The organism is Polynucleobacter sp. TUM22923, from assembly GCF_030295705.1.
Taxonomy (GTDB): domain Bacteria; phylum Pseudomonadota; class Gammaproteobacteria; order Burkholderiales; family Burkholderiaceae; genus Polynucleobacter.
Genome location: NZ_AP027274.1, coordinates 436,317 through 454,762, shown reverse-complemented (window position 1 = coordinate 454,762; position 18,446 = coordinate 436,317). Strand labels below are relative to the sequence as shown.

Here is an 18,446-nt window from a genome sequence, read left to right as displayed (position 1 = left end):
AATAAGAAAAGGGGGCTTACGCCCCCTTTTCTTTGCTATGAACTACCAGCAAGTTAAGCAGCTGCAGGCTTTTTCTTGCTAATCACCTTACCAATAATTGGCCAGAAGAGTAGCAGTAGGGCCAGAGCAGTGATTCCACTGACTAGGTAGTTGGAGAAAAATACATCCAAACTACCTTGAGAAATCAGCATTGACTGACGGAATGAGTCTTCTGCGCGATCGCCCAATACCAAGGCCAAGACCATTGGCGCCATTGGATAGTCGAGCTTTTTAAAGACATAGCCCATCACACCAAAACCTAACATCAACCAAACGTCAAAAGTAGCGTTGTGAACGGTATAGGCACCAACCGCACAAATGACCAAAATAACTGGAGCAATGATGGAGAAAGGGATTCTCAAGATAGAAGCGAACAATGGCACGCAAGTCAGAACTACAAATAATCCCGCCAAGTTACCCAAGTACATACTCGCAATCAAGCCCCAAACAAAGTCTGGCTTCTCAACGAAGAGTAATGGGCCAGGCTGTAAGCCCCAGATTAACAAACCGCCCAGCAATACTGCAGCGGTTGGTGAGCCCGGTATACCTAAAGACAGCATTGGTAACAAAGCAGCGGTACCAGCAGCATGGGCTGCAGTTTCTGGAGCAACAATACCCTCCATCTCACCTTTACCAAAGTTCTCGCCATTCTTAGAGACCCGCTTTGCAACACCATAGGCCATGAAAGATGCAGGAGTAGCGCCGCCTGGAGTGATACCCATCCAGCAACCAATCAAGCAACTGCGTAATGTCGTTGCCCAGTACTTGGGAAGCTTTGCCCAGGTCTCGAGAACAACCTGGCGACGAATCTTAGCGGCGGCACCTTTAAATGCCAGGCCCTCTTCCATCGATAGAAGAATTTCACCGATACCGAACAGACCAATCACAGCGATTAAGAAATCAAAGCCGCGCATTAATTCTGGCTGACCAAAAGTCAAACGGAGTTGGCCAGTAACCGTATCCATACCAACCGTAGCTAAAGCGAAGCCCAGCATCATGGCTGAAATGGTCTTGAATGGAGAGCCCTTATTCATGCCCACAAAGCTACAGAAGGTAAGCAGGTAGACCGAGAAGAACTCTGGCGGCCCGAACTGCAACGCAAACTTCGCCACTAATGGGGCTAAGAAGGTAATCATCACAATCGCAAAGAACGCACCAACGAACGATGAAGTGAACGCAGCAGTCAATGCCTCGCCAGCTTTACCATTACGGGCCATTGGGTAACCATCAAAAGTTGTTGCAACCGACCAAGGCTCGCCTGGAATGTTAAACAAAATAGAAGTAATCGCACCGCCGAATAATGCGCCCCAGTAAATACAGGAAAGCATGATGATCGCTGAGGTTGGTGGCATCGTGAAAGTCAACGGCAACAGGATGGCAATTCCGTTCGCCCCACCTAGGCCTGGCAATACGCCAATAATCACACCAAGAGTGACCCCAACAAGCATAAGCAGCAAGTTAAACGGTGTCATTGCGACGGCAAAGCCGCCGAATAGAGCATTAATTTCTTCCAACTGGAACTCCTTCTTTTCTAATCTTTTTTAATAGTTATATTTTTTAGTTCACGCCAATAAACTCGAGTGGATTGATCCACGAGCCATGTGGCAATGGAACCTGAAACCAGTGCTCAAACATAAGGTAGAGAGCAACAGTCACACCTAATGAAACTGTGGCAGCCTTCCAAAGAGGGTATTTCCCCAACCAAACCATGAAGACGGCAATATAAATAAGTGAGGAGACATAAATGCCGATGAGTTGTACACCCAAAACGAAAACAATCGCCGGAAGCAACACTGCCAGAACTTGCTTAAGAGGTTCTTTATCAACGAAGGACTCAGTTTTTTTCTTCTTGTCTACAACCGCTGCTTGATAGAGCGTAATTGAACTTGAAAGAATAAAAATTAAGCTGATATAAAAAGGAAAGTAACCAGCTTCAGGTCCATCGCTACCCCAGGATGCACCTAACTTTACGCTTCCCGTCATCACTACCAAGCCAAGAATGATAAAAAGAAGCGCGGTGATGATGTCCATGGCGCGTACGCTAATAGCAGACTCTGATTTAGGACTATTGGTGTTTTCAGACATTGATTGGTTCACTAAAAAAGGGGTTGATTAAATCTCATCCGCTAAATCTCGGATGCTATTGGTAAAAAATAGGACCTCCGGAAGGAGGCCCCCGTTCAATTTTGCTGCTGATTATTTGGCTAAGAATCCAGCTTCAGTCATCAACTGCTTATGCAAAGCCTCATTGAGTGTCAGCCAGTTACCGAACTCTTTACCTGTCATAAACGTTTGATTAAACGCACCATCAGCCATGAATTTTTTCCACTCAGGTGTTTGAATAACTTTCTTAAACAGATTTACATAGTAATCAACCTGTTCTTGAGTCACGCCTGGAGCCATAAAAATCCCGCGGAGCATCACGTAGTCAGTCGATACACCTGACTCTTTGCAGGTTGGTACGTCATACCAAGACATGGTTGGCGTAATCTTTTCTTTATAAGGCATCCGTGTGTCATCAAATACACACAATGCACGCAACTTGCCTGCACGCCACTGAGCAACTGCCTCAATTGGATTGTTCACTGACGAATCAATGTGATTACCAACTAATTGAACAGCAACATCACCACCCCCTTTGAATGGGATATAAGTAAACTTCGCGCCAGTCGCTTTTTCTAATGCAACAGTAATGATTTGATCTTCTTGCTTAGAGCCAGTTCCGCCCATCTTGAACTTACCAGGACCAGCCGCTTTAGCTGCGTCGATGTATTCCTTGGCAGTTTTGTAAGGCTTATCAGCGTTATCCCACAACACAAACTGGTCCAGTGCCAACATTGCCACTGGTGTAATGTCTTTCCAGTTAAACGGCACACCTGTAGCTAAGGGCGTGGTGAATAAATTAGACAAGGTGATTACGATCTTGTTTGGATCGCCCTTAGCCTCTTTCATAGCCAAGAAACCTTCAGCACCAGCCCCAGCTGATTTGTTGACCGGAATCATGGCCTGTTTCATCAAATTATTTTTTGTGATGATGCCCTGAATCATACGGGCCATTTGGTCAGCACCACCACCGGGACCGGCAGGAATAATGAACTCAACTGGCTTAGTTGGCTCCCAAGCAGCAAAAGCGGGTGAAACAGCAGCAACACCGAGGGCTAATGCGGTGGAAATCAATGCCCCTTTTAACTTCATTTTCATGAACGCTCCTCCAAAAATTTTAGGGCCAACAACAAATTGGCTTGTTTTTTATAATAAAGTAATTCTTGTCGAATTTAGGCCTACAAGAATTGATTGCCATCAATAATTAACAAATGGCTTACTAGGGGTAATACTAGTTACTAAGTAGATACCCTAGTATTAAAAAATGGTGCCGCTTGCCGGAATCGAACTGGCGACCTTTTCATTACGAATGAACTGCTCTACCAACTGAGCTAAAGCGGCGGTAAGGACTTGATTTTAATCGAAACGGTACTAGCGGAATCGATCCAAAAACTTTTTACTAGTTTTATCTAGCTGCGTTGAGTCCTGGATGATGAATTGCAAGCCATTCGCGTCGGCAATGAGCAAAGTATTACCTGCAATACAGCGAATATCTTCCTCTGTCTTGAGGCGAATACGAGTTGGACCACGGTCAGTTTCAATATCCCAAATGCTGGGGGTGGCAAAGGTGGATACCTGCGTAATTTTTTCAATTACCGGCATAAACTCGCGTGCAGCCATTTCTTGCTCAATAAGACCTAATTCAACCTCGGGAACTTGGCTAACACTATCGAACCAACAAAGTTCCTTACCCGAAGCATCCATTAATGAAATTCCGGCACCTGGCGCAGTAATCGGAAAGGCCCTTACGGGATAAATACCTTCATGACGATTACCTGCAGCATCGATCAATACGAGGCGACCAAGACTATCCCGCTCCAAGGTATGGGGTTTTTGATAGGGGTTCATGCTAATACCTTCTCAATACTCTCACCAATGGCGCCGCCCTCAACTAACTCCGCCGCGTGGCGAAGCTGAGCTTGGTAAAGCGCATAGTAAGCACCTTGCGCATCCATTAATTGATCATGAGAGCCGATTTCCACGATTTCACCTTTATCCAATACCACTAAGCGATCTGCTTTTCTTAGGGTGGATAAGCGGTGCGCGATAGCGATAGTAGTACGACCCTTAACAAGGTTATCCAAAGCGCGCTGAATTTCTTTTTCAGTGGTGGTGTCCACAGATGAGGTGGCCTCATCTAGGATCAAAATACTGGGATTAATTAGTAATGCACGAGCGATTGAAATACGTTGCCGCTCACCACCAGAAAGAGATTGGCCGCGCTCACCAACGAGAGAGTCGTATCCTAGCGGTAAACGCAAAATAAATTCATGAGCATGGGCAGCACGGGCTGCTTCGATAATCTCTTCCCGCGTGGCCTCAGGTTTGCCATACGCAATATTCTCAGCAATAGTCCCGAAGAATAAAAAGGGTTCCTGTAGCACTAGACCAATGCGCTTGCGATAGTCGCTAATCGCAATGCTTCGAATATCACGTCCATCCAAAGTAATCGCGCCGGCACTGACATCATAGAAGCGGCATATTAAATTCACCAAGGTACTTTTACCAGACCCGCTATGACCCACTAAGCCAATCATTTCTCCTGGGGCAATATCAAGGTTGATTCCCTTAGTGACCGCGCGATTGCCATAGCGAAAACCCACGTCCCGCAAAGAGATGCGGCCTTTGACCTCACCCAAGGGGGCGGGATTAATTGGCTCCGGAACACTTGAGACATGATCCAAAATATCAAAAATCCGCTTTGCGCCAGCAGCTGCTTTTTGTGTATGCGAAACAATCCGACTCATGGAGTCAAGGCGAATATAAAAACGTCCGATATAAGCCAAGAAAGCAATCAAAACACCTACGGAAACTTTATGATGCGCAACCTGCCAAATGCCAAAACCCCAGACAACTAATAGACCTGTTTCAGTTAATAAAGTGACCGTTGGAGAAAATAAACCCCACACTCGATTCACGCGATCATTAATCTGTAAATTATGTTTATTAGAGTCGACGAAGCGCTTTAATTCTCGATCCTCTTGAGCAAATGCTTTCACTACTCGAATACCCGGAATGGTATCAGCCAGGATATTGGTAACTTCTGACCAAATGCGATCAATCTTCTCAAAACCAAAGCGCAGCTTATCGCGTACCGCATGAATCATCCACACAATAAATGGCAATGGAGCCAGCGTTACCAATGCCAGCAGAGGATCAATGGAGATCAAAATGGCCGCGGTCATTGTGATCATCAACACGTCAGTAATAAAGTCTAAAGCGTATAGCGACAAGAAAACACAAATGCGATCAGTCTCTGCGCCAATACGCGCAATCAGATCACCCGTCCTTTTTCCTCCGAAATACTCTAACGAAAGCTTTAATAAGTGCTCAAAGGTAGTGTTACGTAAGTCTGCGCCGATGCGCTCACTGACCAATGCCAAAAGGTATGTCTTCCACCAGCCTAAAGCCCAAGCCACAATGGCTGCAACGAACAGTGCAATTAGGTACATGCTCGCCAAATGAAAATCAATTGGATTGCCCTTCTCAAAAGGAATCAATACGTGATCCATTAAGGGCATTGTTAAATAAGGAGGTATTAACGTGGCCCCCGTAGAAAGCAGTGTTAATACGAAGCCTAGAAGCAATTCTTTTTTGTAGGGACGGGCAAAACGCCATAACTTAAATAAAGTCCAAGTTGAAGGCGGCGCATCCTCTTCGGGGCCACATGTTGGACAGTCGTTTGTGTTGGCAGGCTTTGGATTAAGGCAGGCTGGACAAACCTGTTGGTCGTATTCAGACACTTCACTGGCGATGCTACCTACCTGATCCCCACGCAAGATCTGCTTAAAGCCGCTTTGCAGGCGCAGCGCTTGGGGGTTAACCGCTAAGGTAAAGTACCAAGTTCTTTGAAGTCTGTCATCCATCTCCAGCTTTAGATGCCCTACACCTGCATGGTCTCCATGTAACAACTGTGCTCCGGCCTGCATTGGCCATAACTCAGACTGCTCGCCATTAGTCCACAGTAATCCTGCAGGGGTAAGGCACAGCAGGCTTTTAGTAAAGCGCATTTCACCATCAAGGTCAATCTCAAGCCATGCAAAGACCGAATCTACTACTAGATCAGGGGAGTGAATCCGCAAGTTACCAACCCAATGAGCGGGTAGCGAGGATGTAGATGGTGGAATTTCTAGCTTCATTGACCTTGAAAGTATAGTGGAGCTAAGTTTTTATGAATATGTAACTTTGTCAACTTTAAGCCACCTAAAGCCGTTAAATTACAAAAGTCAGCTTTTTAGATTATTTTTACCAATTTGTGGATTTTCAATAATTATTAGAAATAGAGAGACCGTTTGAGCATTTTCTTACCCATGCGCCCTCAGCGCTGGCCAATTGCTCAATCCCACACATGCCCCAACTGCTAGATAAAACCATTGAAATACTGAGCGTAAAGCATTTACGCGGCCCCAATATGTGGACCTACCACCCGGTAATTGAGGTTTGGGTCGATATTGGCGATCTGGAAGACTACCCCTCGAATCTGATTCCAGGTTTCTATGAGCGGCTAGTCAAAGCCTTGCCAAGCCTTCAAGAGCATCGCTGCAGTTATGGTGAAGCCGGTGGATTTCTCAAGCGAGTTGAGGAAGGCACCTGGCCAGCGCACATTCTGGAACATCTCACCCTTGAATTACAAAATTTAGCGGGTATTCCGGGCGGCTTTGGAAAAGCACGCGATGGGGATCGTCGCGGAGTCTATAAGGTAATGGTGAGCGCCATCAATGAGGAGGTGACCCTCACCGCTCTGAAGTATGCGCGCGATCTATACCTGGCTTTGGCGCAAGATACCCAAGATTCCGTAGCTCAAGTCAAAACGATCCTTGAAAACCTACGTGACTTGGGTGATGACCTCTTACTCGGGCCCAGTACGGCCTGCATTGTCAATGCGGCCGAAGAAAGGGGTATTCCGTCTATACGTTTGTCAGAAGGCAATCTTGTTCAATTAGGTTACGGCTCAAAACAGCGCAGGATCTGGACAGCAGAAACGGATAGAACGAGCGCTATTGCTGAGACCATCTCGCGTGACAAAGACCTTACTAAAAGCCTGCTTTCAAGCGCAGGTGTACCTACACCCGAGGGTCGCACGGTCACCAGCGCTGATGATGCTTGGGAGGCGGCTCAAGATATCGGCTTACCGGTGGTTGTAAAGCCAATAGACGGTAATCACGGCCGCGGTGTTTTTATTAATTTATATACCCAAACAGAAATTCAATCAGCCTACGCAGTAGCCATTGATGAAGGTAGCGAAGTCTTAGTTGAACGGCACATTATTGGTGATGAACACCGCTTATTGGTTGTAGGCAATAAAGTAGTTGCCGCAGCTAAAGGAGAGACCGTCTGGGTTACTGGTGATGGCAAACATACCGTTTTAGAGCTTATTCAAATTCAGATTAACTCTGATCCAAGGCGAGGTAAAACAGAGGAATGCCCTCTGAATCCAGTGCGTATTGATTCTGCAGTGGAATTAGAGCTAGCCCGTCAAAAATTGAGTGGTTCCAGCATTCCTGCTATCGATCAAAAAGTACTTATTCAAAGCAACGGTAATGTTGCGTTTGATGTTACAGACTTGGTACACCCTGATACAGCCAGTCAAGTTGCTCTGGCAGCCCGCGTGGTTGGCTTAGAGATTGCTGGGGTTGATCTCGTTGCCCAAGATATTAGTAAGCCGATGGCATCACAAAACGCAGCCATCGTTGAAGTCAATGCCGGCCCAGGACTGCTAATGCACCTCAAGCCTGCAAGCGGTAACCCACAACCTGTAGGGCAAGCCATCGCAGATCACCTCTTTCCATCTGGGGTAGATTTTCGGATTCCGGTCATTGGCATCGCTGGTGCTCGTGGCAAAACACCTGTCTCAGAAATGGTTGCCCATTTTTTACGTTTAAGCAATTTGTATGTGGGCCTTTCTTGTAGTAAAGGCTTATTTTTTGGTCACCGCTCTATTCAGAAAAGTAATGCCGCGAACTGGGAAAATGCGCGGCGTACTTTACTAAATCGCGCTGTTGAAGCTGCGGTAATTGAGAACAATCATCTTTCGATGTTGATCGAGGGCTTAGCTTACGACCGCTGCCAAGTCGGCATCGTTCTGAACATTGACCCAGCAGCTAATTTCCCACAGTACGCTATTGATGATGAAGATCAAATATTTAGCATTGTTCGCACACAGGTAGATGTGGTGTTACCTACCGGAGTTGCCGTTCTTAATGCCGATGACCCCATGGTAGCTAAGATGGCTGAGTTATGTGACGGAGAGGTGATCTTCTTTACGCAGGATGCATCATCTCCAGTAATACAAGCTCACCTGAATAAAAAAGGCCGAGTGATTATCGTTGGCGAACAGCAAATATTGTTGCAATGGGGTGCTGATGAGCCTAAGAGCATTCCCGTTCCGCGCCATGCAGAATCCAACCCGAGCTCGCCATGGAAGGCAATAAATCTGGGGGCAGCCATTGCTGCAGCGTGGGCTTTAAATATTCCCTTCAACGTTATTGAAGCTGGTGCTGAGACCTTTGTTTTCGACACCACCATTCCAGCAGGAGTTTAATTGGAAATCACCCGTATTCGTATGTTGCGCGGCCCAAATTTATGGAGCCGACACACCGCCCTGGAGGCGATTGTTTCTTGCGATGAAACTGAACGCTCCATTGATTCCATTCCTGATTTTGAAAACAGAATTCGAGAGCGCTTTCCTCAACTAGGGAGCATGCGTCGGGGTGGTCATAATCAAATTCTCTCATTAGCGCATGCCTTGGAGCATGCAGCCCTCGGTCTGCAATCGCAGGCAGGCTGCCCAGTCACCTTTAGTCGTACAGTACAAACCATTGAAGCTGGTGTTTATCAGGTCGTGGTCGAGTACACCGAAGAGGTAGTCGGCCGTATGGCATTTGACTTTGCTTTTGCATTAATTCTGGCTACGCTGACTGACTCTCCATTTAATCTCACTGCAGCTCTCTCTGAATTAGAGGCCCTATATGAAGATGTTCGGCTTGGGCCCAGTACAGGTTCTATCGTAGATGCTGCCGTTCAAAGAAATATTCCCTTTCGCCGCATGACGGAAGGTAGCATGGTGCAGTTTGGCTGGGGTAGCAAACAAAAACGTATTCAAGCGGCAGAGACTAGCGACACGAGCGCCATTGCAGAAGCGATAGCTCAGGATAAAGAGCTGACCAAAAATTTACTCGCCGCTGCAGGCGTTTCTGTACCCATTGGCGAAGTAGTTACTACCGCTGACGATGCCTGGCGGGCTGCACAAAAAATTGGTGGGGCGATTGTCCTCAAACCTAAAGATGGCAATCAGGGTAAAGGTGTAGTTGCCAACATTCAGACTGAAGCAGAGGTTCGCGCAGGCTTTATTGTGACTCAGGCTTTTGGCCGTGAGACCATTGTTGAGCGTTATTTACCAGGTGCAGACTATCGCCTCCTAGTGGTTGGCAATCGACTTTCTGCTGCTGCACGTCGTGAGCCTGCCCAAGTCGTTGGCGATGGCAAGCACACTATCGCTCAATTGGTAGAACTAGAGAACAGTAATCCTTTACGTGGCGATGGTCACGCAACTGCTTTAACTAAAATTCGTTTTGATGATATTGCCTTAGCTCATTTAGCCAGCAACAATCTGAGCCCAGAATCCATTCCCAAGACTGGGGAGCGGGTTTTATTGCGCAATAATGCCAACTTAAGTACTGGCGGAACCGCTACGGATGTAACGGATGATGTGCATCCCGATGTGGCGGCTAGCGCTATCGCTGCGGCACAAATGATTGGCCTAGATATTGCTGGTGTCGATATTCTGTGTGAGGCAATTTATAAACCTCTTGAAGCACAAGGTGGCGGTATTGTCGAAGTCAATGCTGCCCCTGGTTTACGCATGCACCTCAAGCCCTCGTATGGCAAAAGTCGTCCCGTTGGCGAAGATATTATTAATACGATGTACCCATTGGGCGAAGATGGCCGTATTCCAGTGGTGGCTGTGACGGGCACCAATGGCAAAACAACCACCGTACGTCTGATTGCCCATCTTATTAATGAGACAGGTCTACGCGTTGGTATGACATCGACCGATGGCGTGTACATCAACCATCGACTGATTGACTCTGGCGACTGTAGCGGCCCCAAAAGCGCGCGCAATGTCTTAATGCATCCCGATGTAGATGCCGCCGTTCTAGAAACAGCCCGCGGAGGAATGCTACGCGAAGGTTTGGGTTTTGATCGTTGTGAAGTAGCCGTAGTAACCAATATCGGTGAAGGGGATCATTTAGGCCTGAACTACATTACCAGCGTCGAGGATTTAGCCATTCTGAAACGGGTAGTCGTGCAAAACGTAGCCCCCACCGGCGCGGCAGTCCTCAATGCAGCAGATCCCATTGTGGTCAAAATGGGTGACGTTTGTAATGGCCGCGTCATTTTCTTTGCTCAAAATCAACACCACCCCGTGATTGCTGCGCATCGGGCAAAGAATAAAAAAGTTATTTACTGTGACGGTACTTACATTGTTGCGTCCAAGGGCGCTCGGGTTGTCTACCGCTTTCCTGTAAGTGAAATTCCGATCACTCAAAATGGGGTGCTCGGCTTTCAAATAGAAAATGCAATGGCCTCTATTGGTGCTGCATGGGCGCTAGGATTAGACGCTGAGAAAATTGCACGCGGCCTACACTCCTTTCAAAGCTCTGCCAACGCAGTGCCAGGACGCTTTAATCAATTCCAGCATAAGGGTGCCACTGTCATTGCTGACTACGGCCACAACCCAGATGCTATGCGCGCGCTCGCGAGCGCAATTACAGCAATGAAGCCCAAAAAGAGTCACGTAGTCATTAGTGGGGCCGGTGATCGTCGTGATGAAGATATCCGTGATCTCACCCGCATCTTAGGGAATAATTTTGATAACGTCATTTTGTATCAAGATCAATGTCAACGTGGTCGCGAAGATGGTGAAGTATTAAAGCTCTTGCAAGAGGGGCTAGTGGGAACAACGCAAGCAAAGCAAGTCAAAGAAATTACTGGCGAGTTTTTAGCGATTGATACGGCATTAAATGATTTATCACCCGGTGATATTTGCCTAATCTTAATTGATCAAGTCGAAGAATCATTGGCCTATCTTAAAGAAAAGGTACGGCCATAAACAAAAAGCCCAATCATTGATTGGGCTTTTGTAACACTGCCATAAAGAGCAGTCCTATTTTCTAGTAACTAACTCTACGCATGGTAACGCTGTAAACGCTCGATTTCTTCTTTAGATCCCAGCATGACAGACACACGCTCATGCAGGTCCGTCGGAATTAAATCCATAATCAATTGATCCCCATTCGTAGATGCACCACCGGCCTGCTCTACTAAAAAGCTCATCGGGTTTGCCTCATACATTAAGCGTAACTTGCCCGGCTTATGCGGCTCGCGCTGGTCCCAAGGGTACATAAAAATACCCCCTCGAGAAAGTACGCGATGCACATCTGCCACCATGGAAGCAATCCAGCGCATATTAAAGTCTTTGTCACGCTCACCGCCAACACCCGCAAGACACTCATCAACGTAACGGCGCACTGGCTCTGCCCAATGACGCATATTGGACATATTGATTGAAAATTCTTTGGTACTGTGGGCTATCTCTACAGATTCTTTAATTAGTACAAATTCACCAGTAACCCTATTTAAGGTAAACATCACAACACCATCACCAAGGGTTAAGGCCATTGTGGTCTGAGGTCCATAAACCACATAACCGGCAGCTACCTGATGACGCCCCGACAATAAGAAGTCCGCTGTTTGCAAAGGTGCAGCAGAGTTTTGTTTTTTAAGGACGGAGAAAATCGTACCGATGGATACATTCACATCAATATTGGATGAGCCATCGAGTGGGTCAAATAATAGTAAGTAATCACCCGTTCCTTGAACGGCAACTGGTAACTCCATTTCCTCAGAAGCTAAGCCTGCGAGTGATTGACAGCCTTGTACACCTTCAATTAATAGATCATTCGCGATCACATCTAACTTTTGCTGAACTTCACCCTGCACATTGCCTGTGCCAGCAGAACCCAATAAATCAATCAAAGCACCTTGAGCCACTTCATGGCTGAGAGTCATACAAGTATCAGCAACCGCAACCAACAGCTCTTGAAGACCAGCAGGAACGGCATTGCCCTTGACCTGAACAGTCTCTAAATATTGCTTGAAATGGGTATTAAAAGTAGTTGAAGCTGTCAAAAGGAATTCTCCATCAATCTGGGGTGGTGCATTGCTAAACAGACTCTATTTTGCCTTTAAAGCACATTTACTCTAAAAAATATGCCGCTTTAATCACCAAGCGCTTTCAAAATCACCTCTTTCACATCCGCTGAGAGGGTTTCACATGCAGCTACTCGCTGCAGGGCTGCTTGCATCAGACTTTGATAGGGCTGTGCAAACTGCTTCCAGCGGTCAAGGCCTCTAGCTAAACGAGCAGCTACTTGAGGGTTGATAGCATCTAAGGCGAGCACAGATTCTGCCCAAAAAGCATAACCACTACCATCTATTTGATGAAAGCTAGCGGGGTTATTCATACAAAACGCATGAATCACGCTACGAACACGATTAGGGTTATTCATCTTAAAAGCCTCGTGCCCTTGCAAGCGACGCACATCGCTTAAAGTGGCATCAGCATCAGAAACGGGTGGTCTACTCGCCTGTAAAGAGAACCATTTATCGATTACTAAAGGGTCATCTGCAAAGTGAGTATAAAAGTCTTCAAGGCATGCAACTGCAGATGGGGATCCCTGAATCACCAGCGCCGCTAAAGCAGCATACCGATCAGTCATATTATCGGCATTGTGATATTGATTGACCGCCATTGGCGACCAAATTAAGGGATCTGCCTCGAGCAACATACTCAACGCCAGATTTTTCAAGGCCCGTTTGCCAGCACTTACCGCATCAGGATTGAATGGGCCAGGCGTTTGCATTTGCTGATAGAGGGAGGCCCACTCGATTCGGAGCTCTCTTGCAATAGCCTGACGGAAAGCACGACGAGCTGCATAAATTTTCTGAGGATCAACGCTGACACACTGCTCATACAAATAAGTTTCTGCAGGCAAAGTCAGCGCAAGGTCTTTAAACGCAGGGTCCAATACAGGGTCCATTAAGAGATCGCGATAAGCCGAAATCAGCGCTGCATCAGGCAAACGGTTCTGCAAAATCATCTGCATTGCTAATTTTTGTCCAGCCTCCCAGCGATTAAACGCGTCATCGTCACTCGAGAATAGCGTTAATAAATCGGCCTCACTTTGATCAAAGTCCAACTTAATGGGCGCAGAAAAATTGCGATTAATGGACAAAACAGGGCGGGTTTTTACATCTGGAAAGGTCCACGTTTGGCTTTCTTGCATCAACTCCAACAAGCATTCTTGTTGATCACCAGTCGGCGTCAATAAGCGCATTGCCAATGGAATATGAAACAACTTGGTGTCCATATTTTTTACATTTGCAGGAAAGTGCTGTGTCAACGTTACTTGATATTCTTTTGTAGCCGCATCATATGATTCGATCACGCTCACCATTGGAGTGCCTGCTTGGCTATACCAATTCTTGAATTGCTCAAGATCACACCCATTCGCATCAGCCATCGCCATCAAGAAATCATCGCAAGTCACAGCCTGACCGTCGTGGCGTTTAAAGTAGAGATCCATTCCCTTACGAAAGCCCTCTCTACCCAGCAGCGTTTGGTACATGCGCACAACCTCAGCGCCTTTTTCATACACTGTCACGGTATAAAAGTTATTGATTTCTTGATACTCGTCTGGACGAATAGGATGCGCCATTGGGCCCGCATCTTCTGGAAATTGGAGTTGACGCAAAAGTCTCACGTCCTCAATCCGCTTTACCGCCCTACCGGACTCACTGCCCATTTGATCGGCAGAGAATTCTTGATCACGAAATACGGTCAAACCCTCTTTTAGGGATAGCTGGAACCAGTCACGGCAAGTCACCCGATTACCCGTCCAGTTATGAAAGTACTCATGTGCCACAACGCTCTCAATATTGGCAAAGTCGGCGTCGGTTGCAGTCATTGCTTGAGCCAAGACATACTTAGTGTTGAAGATATTGAGGCCCTTATTCTCCATAGCCCCCATATTAAAATCTCCTACAGCCACAATCATGAAGCGCTCTAGATCCAATTCCAAGCCGTAGCGTTTTTCATCCCAGTAAATGGAGGCAATTAAAGAATCCATCGCATGGCGCGTCTTCTTTAAATCGTGTGGCTCAACCCAAATCTGCAATAGTTTCTTTGCGCCACTACTGGTCGTGATGGTCTCTTCAATACATTCCAACTTACCGGCAACCAATGCAAATAAATAAGCGGGTTTAGGAAATGGATCTTCCCAGACTGCAGTGTGCCAGCCATTAGCTAGTTTTTCAGTACTCAGTAAATTGCCATTGGATAATAAAACTGGATACTCCGCCTCTCGCGCCCGCAAAGTAACCCGATAGCGCGCCATCACATCAGGCCTGTCTAGAAAATAGGTAATTTTGCGAAATCCCTCAGCTTCACATTGCGTAAAAAAGTTGCCGTTAGAAACATAGAGCCCCATCAGAGAGGTATTTTTCTCCGGAATGCAAACACAAATGATCTCGACAATGAACGCTTGGCAGCCATCATTGGGTAGCGCATGAATCGTCAGCGTCAGAGGCGTCAACTCAAACTGACGATGAGCCTCGCCATTGATACGTAAGCTTACAAATTCAAGCTCTTGACCCTGAAGAACCAAAGGCAATCCTGCCTCATGATTGGGACCAGGTAAAACCTCAAGGCGACTTTTAACAATAGTTCGCGCTGGATCTAAAGCAATATCAAGCTCTACCTGACTTAGAGTGTAATGAGGGGGGAGATACTTGAGCCTGCTGAAGCTCTGCGATAGATCAGTTTTCATGAGGTAATTTTAAGCCCCGAATGGCCGTTTGTTCTTAACCCCAAATGAGGGTCGCTAAACCAATCGCAATAAAAGTGATTGCAGCTACCCCATGCACCCATCGAAGCGGTAAACGCTGAGTAAATTTCTGGCCTATCCAGACTGCAGGGGCATTCGCTAGCATCATCCCCAAAGTGGTGCCTATGGTGACTGACAGCACATCTGCATACTTTGCCCCCAGGGCGATAGTGGCGATCTGGGTCTTATCTCCCATCTCTGCCAAGAAAAAAAGACCTGTTGTCAGCATAAAAACCTGCAAGGCTTTGTCGGCCACTTTAGAGTCTGCCGCATCATCAATATGGTCTGGAACCAGCAGCCAAAGTCCGATACCCAAAAAACTGAGCCCTAAAACCCATTTCAGAATATTTGCGCTCACTAGACTGGTGAGCCAGTGCCCTAAAAAAGCCGCGCAAGCATGATTCGCAATCGTTGCAATAAAAATGCCGCCAATGATTCCGAGCGCTTGTTTCGGATAGCGGGCCGCTAACATCAAAGAAAGTAACTGGGTTTTATCTCCCATCTCGGCCAGAGCAACAACGCCTGTAGATATTGCTAGCGCAGAAATATCCATCCGCTTAAGCTGTTAGGGTTTGTTTTTGCATCTATTGATAATAGAGCAAAGAAGGCGGCATATTCGCAATATATGCCGCCAAAGTACTATACGGCTAGCAATTCCTCAGCGGATACAAAGTCTTTTTTCTGAGCAATGGCTACTGGTTCTGATGTCAATATTCCTCGGTGCACACTTAACCCATTCCGCAAGTGAGGATCATTGAGCAAAGCAATCAAGCCGCCTTTATTCGCTAATGCTTCAATGTAAGGATAGGTTGCATTGGTAAGCGCAAAAGTAGAGGTACGAGCTACAGCACCCGGCATATTGGCAACGCAGTAGTGCAACACACCATCCACAGTAAAAGTAGGGTCTGTATGGGTAGTAGGTCTGGAGGTTTCGAAACAACCCCCTTGATCTATTGCCACATCAACCACTACAGCACCAACCTTCATCTTGCGGACCATCTCTCGAGTGACTAACTTTGGTGCAGCACCTCCTGGCAATAGTACAGCGCCAATCACTACATCCGCCTCACACACTTCCAGCTCGACTGATAGCGGGTCTGCATAAAAGGTTCTGACGCGATTGCCATACAACATATCTATCTGCCTTAAACGATCAATATCGCGGTCAAAAATACAGACTTCCGCACCTATCCCTACCGCCATTTGAAGGGCATTACGACCTACTACACCTGCACCCAAGATGACAACCTTTGCAGGGGCAACGCCCGGCACCCCAGCCATCAAAATACCTAAACCGCCATGAGTCTTTTCAAGATGAGAAGCTGCTGCCTGAATCGACATCCTGCCAGCCACTTCACTCATTGGCGCTAGCAGCGGTAATCCACCAAGTCCTGAGGTTACCGTTTCATAGGCGATGCATGTAGCCCCTGAGGACATCAATGCTTTGGTTTGGGTTGGGTCCGGAGCAAGATGCAAATAGGTAAAGAGAATCTGATCCTCGCGCAACATAGCGCATTCTTGTGGCTGAGGCTCTTTGACTTTGACAATCATCTCCGCTTTTGCAAATACCTCAGCCGCACTATTAATCAATGTAGCTCCTGCTAAACGATAAGACTCGTCTGTTAAACCAATCTGCTCTCCAGCCCCCCTCTGAACTAATACAGAGTGACCTTGTTTGCACAAACCTTTTACATTACCCGGGGTTAAGCCCACACGGAATTCATTATTTTTTACTTCTTGAGGTACGCCAACAATCATTGCTATCTCCTTATTTAAAGTCACGATTGAGTTTGGTTTTGTGATGCAATCCCACCAGGTAGAACATGACGAGATACAAGCCCATTAAGCAAGGCCCTAATATCAAAGCCATCCTGGCATCCTCATGAAAGCCCATCAGCACTACTACTAAAGCAATAAATGCCAATGCGAACCACGAGGAATAGGGCCACCAAGGGGTGCGATAAGCTAACTCAGCTACCTGGTTTTTTGTCAAAGAACGACGAAATTGAATCTGGGTAATTAAGATAGAAATCCACACCATCAGGCCAATAAACGTCACTGCGGCCATGACATACTGAAATGCCTTATCAGGTACAAAGTAATTGAGTACGACTCCTGACATACACACAGCTACTGTTGCCATCACCGCTCGATGAGGAACGCCATACCTAGATAACCTCGCAAAAGGAGATGGCGCATACCCATTTACCGATAAGGCATACAACAAGCGTCCACCACTAAAAATGCCAGCATTACAGGAAGACAGTGCTGCGGTAATCACCACAAAGTTAATCATGCCTGCAGCCTCACGCAAGCCAATGCGTTCAAACATCACTACAAAAGGACTGCCCTGCTGACCCACTTCGTTCCAAGGGAATATCGCCAGAATCACGAAGATTGCACCCATATAAAAAATCAAGATGCGCCAGGCCAATGAATCAATTGCCATGGGTATGGTTTTACGTGGATTCTCAGCCTCACCAGCAGACAAGCCAATCATCTCAATGCCGACATAAGCAAATAAGACCATCTGCAGCGAGAGCAGCATGCCGCTAATGCCATTTGGGAAAAAGCCTCCATGAATCCATAGATTACTTAATCCAATGGGATTCCAGTCATTCGTAAAGCCAAAGAAAATCACGGAGCAACCTAATGCAATCATCGCAATAATCGCCACGACTTTGATCAAGGCAAACCAGAACTCAAATTCACCAAAGACTTTTACTGCAATTAGATTGATCAGACCCATCATCAGAATCGACGATAGTGCCCAAATCCACTGCGGCGTGTCTGGAAACCAAATTCCCATATAAATACCCACAGCCGTGACCTCGGCAATACCCACGACGATCCAGTAAGTCCAATAACCCCAGCCGACCATATAGCCAGCTAGAGGACCCACGTAGGTATTGGCATAGGCTGCAAATGATCCCGCTACAGGCTCATGGACTGCCATCTCACCTAGAGTGCGCAGCACAATAAAAGCGACGATGCCCGCCAGTAGATATCCCAGCAGAATGGAAGGCCCAGCGATTTTGATCGCACTTGCAGAGCCAAGAAATAGTCCGACACCAATCGTTGACCCTAAAGCCATCAAACGAATATGTCGCACCTTGAGGTGACGCTTTAAACCAGTATGTTCAGTCTGCAAAACAGACCCCCTTTCAGTTTGTCGTTGGCAAGTCACCAACGAAGCAAAGTCTAGGCAGGAGTTCTGATCTCTACTAGAGGGGTAATTTATCTAAATCTACTAAATGAATAAATATGATTCTTACAAAACAAAAATGCTTATTTAAATCAAGGACTAGGCATTTTTAAACACCCAATAGATGACAGAAGAATACGTAATTTCCTACA

The 18,446-nt window shown here is 46.6% G+C and carries 11 protein-coding genes, 1 tRNA gene and 1 pseudogene; 2 read left to right on the top strand and 11 right to left on the bottom strand.

Annotation, left to right across the window (positions count from 1 at the left end; all coding sequences use genetic code 11):
* Positions 1–53: 53 nt before the first annotated feature.
* The 6 genes from QUD86_RS02370 to QUD86_RS02345 all read right to left on the bottom strand — a co-directional run bounded on the left by QUD86_RS02370 (position 54) and on the right by QUD86_RS02345 (position 6,281).
* Complete coding sequence (locus tag QUD86_RS02370; RefSeq protein WP_286297760.1) at positions 54–1,553, bottom strand: tripartite tricarboxylate transporter permease; 1,500 nt, start codon at positions 1,551–1,553, stop codon at positions 54–56.
* 43 nt (positions 1,554–1,596) lie between these two features.
* Positions 1,597–2,124 carry a tripartite tricarboxylate transporter TctB family protein gene (locus tag QUD86_RS02365; protein WP_286297759.1) on the bottom strand — a complete coding sequence of 176 codons (528 nt, stop codon included), beginning with the start codon at positions 2,122–2,124 and terminating at the stop codon, positions 1,597–1,599.
* A gap of 111 nt (positions 2,125–2,235) precedes the next feature.
* Positions 2,236–3,234, bottom strand: a complete 999-nt coding sequence (locus QUD86_RS02360) for a Bug family tripartite tricarboxylate transporter substrate binding protein (RefSeq protein WP_286298611.1) — start codon at positions 3,232–3,234, stop codon at positions 2,236–2,238.
* Positions 3,235–3,407: 173 nt separating this feature from the next.
* A tRNA-Thr gene (locus QUD86_RS02355) sits at positions 3,408–3,483 on the bottom strand.
* A 30-nt stretch (positions 3,484–3,513) separates the two neighbouring features.
* Entirely contained in the window at positions 3,514–3,990 is a 477-nt protein-coding gene (locus QUD86_RS02350) for a cyanophycin metabolism-associated DUF1854 family protein (protein ID WP_286297758.1), read from the bottom strand.
* Positions 3,987–6,281 carry a cyanophycin metabolism-associated ABC transporter gene (locus QUD86_RS02345; protein ID WP_286297757.1) on the bottom strand — a complete coding sequence of 765 codons (2,295 nt, stop codon included), beginning with the start codon at positions 6,279–6,281 and terminating at the stop codon, positions 3,987–3,989. The genes QUD86_RS02350 and QUD86_RS02345 overlap by 4 nt, the downstream gene beginning before the upstream one ends.
* 218 nt (positions 6,282–6,499) lie before the next feature.
* Here QUD86_RS02345 and QUD86_RS02340 point away from each other — a divergent pair.
* A pseudogene (locus QUD86_RS02340) lies at positions 6,500–8,650 on the top strand (cyanophycin synthetase); the annotation flags it as partial.
* 33 nt (positions 8,651–8,683) lie between these two features.
* Positions 8,684–11,254, top strand: a complete 2,571-nt coding sequence (cphA, locus tag QUD86_RS02335; protein WP_286297756.1) for a cyanophycin synthetase — start codon at positions 8,684–8,686, stop codon at positions 11,252–11,254.
* A 74-nt stretch (positions 11,255–11,328) separates the two neighbouring features.
* On the opposite strand, the gene QUD86_RS02330 is transcribed toward cphA, so the two are convergent.
* The 5 genes from QUD86_RS02330 to QUD86_RS02310 all read right to left on the bottom strand — a co-directional run bounded on the left by QUD86_RS02330 (position 11,329) and on the right by QUD86_RS02310 (position 18,240).
* Entirely contained in the window at positions 11,329–12,333 is a 1,005-nt protein-coding gene (locus tag QUD86_RS02330; RefSeq protein ID WP_286297755.1) for a class 1 fructose-bisphosphatase, read from the bottom strand.
* Between the two features lie 89 nt (positions 12,334–12,422).
* Positions 12,423–15,032, bottom strand: coding sequence for an aminopeptidase N (pepN, locus tag QUD86_RS02325; protein ID WP_286297754.1), 2,610 nt, complete (start codon positions 15,030–15,032; stop codon positions 12,423–12,425).
* A gap of 34 nt (positions 15,033–15,066) precedes the next feature.
* Positions 15,067–15,642: a TMEM165/GDT1 family protein gene (locus tag QUD86_RS02320; protein ID WP_286297753.1), complete on the bottom strand. Its 576-nt coding sequence runs from the start codon at positions 15,640–15,642 to the stop codon at positions 15,067–15,069.
* Between the two features lie 86 nt (positions 15,643–15,728).
* Positions 15,729–16,847 carry an alanine dehydrogenase gene (gene ald / locus QUD86_RS02315; RefSeq protein WP_286298605.1) on the bottom strand — a complete coding sequence of 373 codons (1,119 nt, stop codon included), beginning with the start codon at positions 16,845–16,847 and terminating at the stop codon, positions 15,729–15,731.
* 10 nt (positions 16,848–16,857) lie between these two features.
* Positions 16,858–18,240, bottom strand: a complete 1,383-nt coding sequence (locus QUD86_RS02310; RefSeq protein ID WP_502928878.1) for an amino acid permease — start codon at positions 18,238–18,240, stop codon at positions 16,858–16,860.
* Positions 18,241–18,446 lie beyond the last annotated feature (206 nt).

Excerpts from the sequence above, each read along its gene's own strand:
- QUD86_RS02360 (WP_286298611.1), bottom strand. The coding sequence starts at position 3,234 with ATGAAGTTAAAAGGGGCATTGATTTCCACCGCATTAGCCCTCGGTGTT.
- QUD86_RS02320 (WP_286297753.1), bottom strand. The coding sequence starts at position 15,642 with ATGGATATTTCTGCGCTAGCAATATCTACAGGCGTTGTTGCTCTGGCC.
- QUD86_RS02350 (WP_286297758.1), bottom strand. The coding sequence starts at position 3,990 with ATGAACCCCTATCAAAAACCCCATACCTTGGAGCGGGATAGTCTTGGT.
- ald (WP_286298605.1), bottom strand. The coding sequence starts at position 16,847 with ATGATTGTTGGCGTACCTCAAGAAGTAAAAAATAATGAATTCCGTGTG.
- pepN (WP_286297754.1), bottom strand. The coding sequence starts at position 15,032 with ATGAAAACTGATCTATCGCAGAGCTTCAGCAGGCTCAAGTATCTCCCC.
- QUD86_RS02345 (WP_286297757.1), bottom strand. The coding sequence starts at position 6,281 with ATGAAGCTAGAAATTCCACCATCTACATCCTCGCTACCCGCTCATTGG.
- QUD86_RS02365 (WP_286297759.1), bottom strand. The coding sequence starts at position 2,124 with ATGTCTGAAAACACCAATAGTCCTAAATCAGAGTCTGCTATTAGCGTA.